Annotated in this window: 4 protein-coding genes; all 4 read left to right on the top strand. The window is 48.4% G+C overall.

Annotated features, from left to right (window positions below; translation table 11 throughout):
• Positions 1-913 precede the first annotated feature (913 nt).
• The 4 genes from AAH187_RS08930 (at position 914) to AAH187_RS08915 (ending at position 7,724) form a co-directional block, all read left to right on the top strand.
• Positions 914-4,405 carry a PKD domain-containing protein gene (locus AAH187_RS08930; RefSeq protein ID WP_342348104.1) on the top strand — a complete coding sequence of 1,164 codons (3,492 nt, stop codon included), beginning with the start codon at positions 914-916 and terminating at the stop codon, positions 4,403-4,405.
• A 40-nt stretch (positions 4,406-4,445) separates the two neighbouring features.
• Positions 4,446-4,805, top strand: coding sequence for a hypothetical protein (locus tag AAH187_RS08925; protein ID WP_342348103.1), 360 nt, complete (start codon positions 4,446-4,448; stop codon positions 4,803-4,805).
• Positions 4,806-5,222: 417 nt separating this feature from the next.
• The gene (locus AAH187_RS08920; RefSeq protein ID WP_342348102.1) at positions 5,223-6,449 is read left to right on the top strand and encodes a hypothetical protein; all 1,227 of its coding nucleotides are present in this window, start codon (positions 5,223-5,225) and stop codon (positions 6,447-6,449) included.
• A gap of 393 nt (positions 6,450-6,842) precedes the next feature.
• Positions 6,843-7,724 (top strand): hypothetical protein, encoded by an 882-nt coding sequence (locus tag AAH187_RS08915; protein WP_342348101.1) that lies wholly within the window; start codon positions 6,843-6,845, stop codon positions 7,722-7,724.
• Positions 7,725-7,786: the final 62 nt, after the last annotated feature.

The raw sequence follows: 7,786 nt of genomic DNA, 5'->3' as shown, positions 1-7,786 counted from the left end.
AAATCCAATTTCCCTTAGAGGTAGAGTTTGTGTGGGAAGCCGATCATCAATGGTATATCAAAAATTTCTAGAACCCGGAGCTTTTTTAAATCCAATCCTGGCTGACAATGAATTCCCGAATTTTGTATTCGAAAATCTCAACCCTTCTGGGTAATTTGAAAAACAATGCCATCCAGCATCCGCCAAAACTTCTATGATTGAACCGTTTCCCACAAGAGGGAAATTTCCCGTTACCATCAAAATGGAGTCTGTCGTGGAGAAATGGGGAGTCTAAGTCATACTAGCGGGGTTGTTATGTGTTTGTCTGGTGGCGGCGTGGGTGTGCTGGGGGATGATCCGCTTGATCCGTATCAGTATGGGGAGCCTACGCCATGGCATTCAAAGTATAATCCTAGAGGAGGGACGGGAATATGATCAAACCGACGAAACAGGAGCCCACCGAACGGTTCTTCTCCATAGGTGATTAAAGAGCCCACCTTCCAACCGGTATTTTCTGGTCGTAACAGACCTGATCATCCGATTACTTTTTGAGTCCCATTGTGCTGTGGAATTCAAAACGCATGTTTGGGGGATAGCCATTCAAGCTATCTGCTTCTGATCGTTCCAATAAATTCAAAAACACTCGCATGTCTCTACCGGTAATGTGACAGTCCATCCGGTTAGGGTCGACATGATCGAACCGTTACGTCAACGGTCTTGCCTTTACCGCTATACAGTGGGAGAGGATGCCTGATTCCTAAGTTCAATCCTTCCTTCTAAAGATTTTCTACGTTCAACTTTTTTAAACAATTGCTTCCCCTACAACGGGGTATAGGCGCTTTTTCCCTTTCCTCCCATACTTCCAGAGCTTTCACTCCTAAGGAAATTACTTTTGAATAATCATGGGTCCTTAGCAAAGAGGGGAATACCTTCGATGACATGGAGTTGGAAAACATATTTTCGAATACCTGCTAGTTCCACATGGATTGTTATCCTGTTCCTAATATTTCTGAATGTGCCTGGAAAGGCCAAGGCGGCTCAGGATTTTGTGGTGCTAGGGAATGAGGGGGTTTGGATTCGACAGGGTAGTACAATTCTCAGCGGAGATGTTGGGGCAAATCAAACGAGTATCGGTCCCTATCTGAACGGTGAGCAAGAAATGACCATCGGTCATGATGTTGTGGTTCAAAACAGTAATAGCCAGATAATAGGGGATACCGTCAGATTAAAAAGTGGATCTCAGATACAGAATATTGTGGTCAATACACTCTTAGGACCGGGACAGATCCTAGGGACCAGGACAACACCAGTTAGGTTCCCACTCGTTTCCGAGTTGCCGCCTGTCCCATCGGTTCACCCTGGATCGCAGGACCTCGATGTTCCAGCAGGAGGAGTCCTTACCCTTCAGGCTGGGCGCTATGGTCGGCTCAAAGTTCGTCCCGGAGCCATTGTCACCCTTTCAGGTGGTCTTTACCACTTTCAAGAATGGGATATTCGTGAAGAGGCCCAAGTTCTGGCGACTAAGGCCGTCGAGATTCGCGTGGCAGGTCAGATCGATACTCGCAGGCATACGGTTGTCGGGCCGGCCCCTGGTGCAGTGACCCTGACTGCGGCCGATGTCCTCATCATTAGCACCGGCATTAATGGAAGAACAGGCTCCATCGATGACACCCCGGAGGCGGTAAAGTTTGGGGAAGGCAGTAAGGTGAGGGCGAAGGTATATGCTCCTAAGGGCCTTTTGAGGGTCAAAGCCGAAAGCAGAGCTACTGGAGCGTTTGTGGGCAAATGGGTTCGCATGGGAAACCACACCACAATCGCATTGGAAGGAGGATTTGGGTTGGGGCAGGGAGGAAACACTCCGGCAGTGGCACACGCAGGACCTGACCAGACAGTTCGCATTGGAATGACGGTGCAGCTTGATGGGACCGATTCAACCGATGTGGACGGGAATCTTCTGACCTATAGATGGACAATTCTATCACAACCCGTCGGGAATACCGCTGCGCTTTCCGACACCACGGCAATCATGCCCACCCTGGCGATAAACACTCCAGGAATCTATACCCTTCAACTCATCGTGAATGATGGATCGGTCGATAGTGATCCCGATACAGTGACGATAACAACGATTAATTCGCCTCCTGTGGCCGGAGCGGGCCAGGATCAAACCGTGTTTGTCACACAATCGGTCCTTTTGAATGGAAATGGTTCCCATGATGTAGACGGGGACCCGTTGAGTTTCAATTGGTCCTTTGTGAGCATCCCAAATGGAAGTAGGGCCACACTCTCGAACCCGACTTCGTCCATGTCCGATTTCCTGGTTGATCTGGCAGGGACCTATCAGGTTCAACTGATTGTGAACGATGGGCAAGAAGTCAGCACGCCGGACATGGTTCTGATCAACACGCAAAACTCCAAACCGGTGGCCCATGCGGGCCAAGACCAAACGGTACCGGTAGGAAGTACCGTCAACCTCAATGGAAGCGGCTCCCATGATGTGGATGGCAACTCGTTGACCTTTCAATGGTCGCTTATCGCCAAACCAACAGGGAGCACGGCAACACTTTCACACTCAACTTCTATTCAACCGACATTTGGTGCAGATCTGGTCGGATTGTATGTGGCTCAGCTAATTGTCAACGATGGGATGGAAAATAGTGATCCCATCACGGTGATAATTACTACAGGCAACACGCCACCCGTGGCCGATGCGGGACAAGATCAAAACGTGCCGGTCTTTTCATTAGTCACACTCAATGGTAGCGGTTCCCATGACGTAGACGGCGATGCCTTAAGCTTCCAATGGTCGTTGGAGAGCCGGCCTCAAGGGAGTACTGCGACTCTTTTAAATCCTACCTTCGCTCAGCCCACCTTCATTCCGAATATTCCTGGAACGTATGTCGTAAGGGTCGTGGTCTCGGATGAAAAGGCTTCAAGTTCACCCGATACGGTTGTCATCGTTGCCCATGCCCCCCTACCTCTCCAATTACCGGCCTTGCTGATTACAAGTCCTTCAGAAGGAAGTCTGGTGGGGATGAGTCCTATTACGGTAACTGGATTCGTTAATGATCCCAATGCCTCCGTCACGGTCAATGGAGTTTCCGCGACGGTCACAGGTGGAGTGTTTCTCGCCGATGGCATTGTCTTACATGAAGGCGGAAATTCTCTGATTGTTAGGGGTGTGGATGGAGCAGGGCATACCAATAGTGTGAATCTTGGTGTCACCCTTTCCGCTACACCGACAAATCTCACACCCATCTGGGGACCCGTGGCATGGGTTAAACATGCCACGGGAGAAGAAATTTTCAAGGCGAACTTTTCGAATTGCGAACCAGCAGCCCACTACCAGTTAGTCATGATCAATGGCACATCCGGAGGGGCAAATCGGGTGACCCACGGGACTGTCCTGTTAAACGGGACGGAAGTGATCGGGGCTCAAAATTTCACCGGAGCCCACAGCCAGATTACCGAGCCCATCGTGGTGCAAGCACGGAATAATCTTGAGGTTCGGCTGACCGGTCCGCTCGGCGCACAAGTGCAGGCCTATATCGCCTGTACCGCCAATTGTTTGACTGTGACCATTGACGCTCCACTGGCCAATGCTACGATTAATCAACCGACCATGTTGGTGAAAGGAAAAGTGATGAGCAGTGGTTCAAGCCTGGTAGGGGTGGTCGTCAATCAACAAGCCGCCAAAGTGTTGGGATCTGCCTACGCGATCGAACGGGTGCCTTTGCGAGAGGGCACAGGGACGCTCGGTCCCACCACTGTCGTCGCGCAAGCGACTAATGCCTGTGGGCAGCAAGCATCTTCTACCATTCAAGTCCACACCACCGAAATCTTGACCAACCAGGTGCAATTGCGAGTGTCGCCGGATCGAAATGTCGCTCCCAGCCAGGTCACTCTTCGGGTCTCCATTGAAATCGACCAACCGGTTGCTAACATTCAATGGGATTTTCAAGGCGATGGAACTATTGATCTACAGGGACCAGACCTCTTTGAACACATCCTCACGTTCACGCAGCCCGGGTTGTATCTGCCCAAAGTGAGAGTAACAGATACCATGGGAAATATTTTTGAGGCCACGGCAGTAGTCCAAGCGTTAGATCCCGTGGCATTTGAAATTATGCTCAATGCCGAATGGTCAGGCATGATGGAGGCCCTTGCGCAAGGTGATATTGAACAGGCGCTTTCGCATATCCTTATACGAAAGCGGGAGGTCATGCGCCATGACTGGACGGTCCTCAAGGACCATCTGGGTGAATTGGCTAATGTCTTTAATGTTCCGTTGCAACTTACAGATGGCCGGGGTAGACGCGTGGTCGGGAAATCCTCAACACCACTAATCCTAGGAGAGATTCAATACCCATTGGAAGTTGAATTTGTTTTGGACACTGATGGCCAATGGCGCATCCGAAGTTTTTAAGGAAAGCCAGGAAATCGGCTGTTGGCAAAGGAGATGTTACGTGCGAAAGAATTTTTCAGAATATAAGCGGTCGACCGCATACGCCCTGATTGGAGCCTTGATTCATTTCGTGGTCGTAGTGCTTCCTCTTTCATTTTTCGAAATGTATAGCCTATTGAGTGGCAATGGTTATGGCGGAAAGTTGATTGAACTCTACTTCCATTTTGTTTTTTTTGTTGTTTATCTCCCGTTTGTGTTCCTCAATTTAAACCTCCGTCAACTTCTCGCAAAATTAGATATGTCCGGAGAAACCAATCTCTACATTGCAATGGTAATCGTTGGTACTATTCTTTATACCCTGAGCGGATGGCTCATCGGGTATCTGACGGATAAATATTCACAAACCCGCTTAAATAAATGAGGTCTGGCTTGCCAGAAAAGAAAGATTAAATCTACATAAGTTGGTCACTTGTCATTTGGTTTGACGGTATTCGCTTAAGAAGGAGAAAGGCGCATGTGTAATTGTTCTAGTGTTATACCCCTAATTTCACCAAACAAAGCGTTTAATAAGTCTTGTCCCCATTTTTTCTTCTCCCTGAAATTCTCTTTGAATCCAGTTCTGACAAACTTACTACATGCCACTATCTGTTCTCTTTTCGTCCTAGTATGCATTCCTTTTATCCCTACTAGTGGATGGGCTTGGGAACGGAATACCCACGAGGAAATCACGGAACAGGCCATTAGAATAGTGGAAGGTAATCTGAATGCCTATCTCATAAATAATTTGGCACTAGAGGGTGGTTTGAATGCATCGGTTAAAGGAGGAACTCCACGAGAATTGCTGAAACTAGGGAGTAATAAGGAAGATGATGAAGGTAGGTCCTTAAACCATTTTCATGAACCAATTAAAAATAAGGGCTTAGAGCTTCCGGTACTGGGTGGAATCTCAGCCATTGATTGGGGACTTAACCCCATTGGACAACAGAAATGGTCCTGGAATGATGCACGGGACTATTATTTTAAGGCCCTAACGTCTGAAACCAAGGCCGACCGAGATGAATATTGGGGAAAGACCTTCCGCGCCTTAGGCCAGGTAATGCATCTCCTTCAGGATTCCGCCAATCCTTCCCATGTGCGGGACGATCTTCATCCCTTCGATGATGGTCTGCATGACTATATGGAAAGAAAAAGCGTCGGTTCCTATATCGGTGGCGGCATTTTCAGTCCCAATCCTTCTATGTTGGAACAAGGTGGTGCCACTCGTTCTGAACCATTTTCGAATCTATTTGATCGCAATGTCTATTTCGGGTCAAATCCTCAGGCCACATTGGGCACAGACATAGGTGTAACAGAATATACCAATGCCAATTTTTTTACCGATGACACGATTCCCGGGCAGGGAAGTATCTTCAATGCAGAAATTAGATACCCTATGGTCACAGAATTGGTCCCAGCCCCTATCCCTTCACCTTACTTGACCCTTCCTCGACTTGGAAGCGCTGCATTTCCCGGCTCTCGGGCAGCCAAGCTTACCGGGAACCAAGCTGTAGCCCAATTTCTTCTGACCAACACAAATTTGGATCTGTTAGGCCAACTAGAGTTGGATGATGCGATCTATGAGGCCCAATCCCAAAACCTCATTCCCCGCGCGGTCGGTTATTCCGCCGCCGTTCTCTCCTACTTCTTCCGGGGCGAACTTGAGGTTATTGAGCAAACATACATAGTGCGGGCACAAAATCTTGGTGGACCATTTTGTAATCAGACCCCTGCGGATGATTTTGGTCTCTTGGATGTAAGAGTAGCAAATCCTGTTGAATTGAACTTTAGAGGAACAGGCTATTTTTATTACGATGGTTTAAATGGGAAAAGAGTTCTTTTTGGCGAATTTACCATTCCCCAGTCCGACAACGATTTTTTTCAAGACTCAATCAATCCTGCGGAAATCCCCAACCCTGTTTCCTGGAATTTGGTTTTAGAGGGCCAGGCAGGGCCTGGTGCCTTGGAACCTAAGGCGATTATTTCAAAAACCGGGCTTGCCGAATGGCATTTTGCTTGTGTTCATTAAATATCCTGAAGTCATTGTTTTGGTTAGACGAGACTTTTCTCTCGTAACTGACAAATAAGCATTTTTTCTGCTTCTTATTCTCCCATTTTGGAGACCTAGAAGAAAAATCCATTTTTTCTGACTGCTCAGCTTCGATTGCGGGTCACCCTGTCGCTTTCGCTTTGGTCGGCTCAATGCTTCGGTAAAAAATGTATTCCAAATAACATGATTGGCCTTACCTACTCAAAACGTTTTCTCAGTTAATAATTTGACCATTATTCCGAAAAACGCCTATCTTGCATGGAAAAGGTTTAACACGTTTCCCAATGAATTGTTAAATGGTTGCGACAGCCTATGCGTAAAAATTCCTTGAACCGATTTCTTTGTCTTGTAATAAGTTTTGGTATTTGGGGTTTGACCCTTTTCGTACCGTCCACCGCCGGTGCGGCTGAAGATCCTGAGGAAGAGCCCCGGTTACCGTTGGCGATGGAGGTGTTTTTGAAGAGGCCCGGCGACCATCTGTATGAACTGCACGTTCATTTAACCAATATCAGTGATGAACCGGTCAACGTCGATGTTCGGGATTTACCTTGGAATCCGACGGATGGTTCTACCTGGCTCTCGGCCACCCGCTTGGATGCACCAAAGAGTCCGGTCAAGCAGGACGTCCCGATTGGGAGGTTCGGATCACAAATGGTTCGGCTGGTGCCGGGCGAATCGATTCAGAATAGGGTGGCATTAAATCCCAGGATTCCTTCCTTGTTAGATGATATTGAGCAAGCCGGGGTGCAATTGCAGTGGGACTGTCCTCCGTCTGACTTGAAGTTTGTGTGCAAACCCGGTTCACCCAATAGCCTTACTATTCCAAAAGGCGATTCCGGCCAACCGGATGTGTATGCCATTGACCGTCAAGCCTGTCTGGCTCTGGAGAGCCGTATCGGGCTTATCGATATTCCTCAAGGGCATGATGTGCTGTTTCTCCTTGCCTCCGAATCGCTCATGACCGATCTGGAGAGAACGAAATCTCTGCTTCTCCAGGTCGATGCCTATGTTCAGCGTTGTCATCCAGGTTGGACGAACAGCTGGGCGGTGAGCTTTGTGACCGATCAGAAGTTCGCGGGATTTCTGAGTGAGGGGGAGAATCGGCGGTATTTTGCAGAAGGTCTCTGGCAGGAGGCGAATATCGGGCAGTACTCCAGTCAAATCCGCACGTTATTCCGGTTTCAATGGATTAAGAAGCGCGCGGATACCGTCTACCTTTCTCTTTTTCCCTTCCAACCACAGGGCGATACCTAAATAGAAGGCAAGCATTCGATCCTTCTGCCGGCAGATCGATCGCTCATTCTCTTTAGGCTTTC

The organism is uncultured Nitrospira sp. (assembly GCA_902500695.1).
Classification (GTDB): Bacteria; Nitrospirota; Nitrospiria; order Nitrospirales; family UBA8639; genus Nitrospira_E.
The sequence above is the reverse complement of the archived record's forward strand: the minus strand, read 5'-3'. Positions and strand labels throughout refer to the sequence as shown.

Excerpts from the sequence above, each read along its gene's own strand:
- AAH187_RS08930 (WP_342348104.1), top strand. The coding sequence starts at position 914 with ATGACATGGAGTTGGAAAACATATTTTCGAATACCTGCTAGTTCCACA.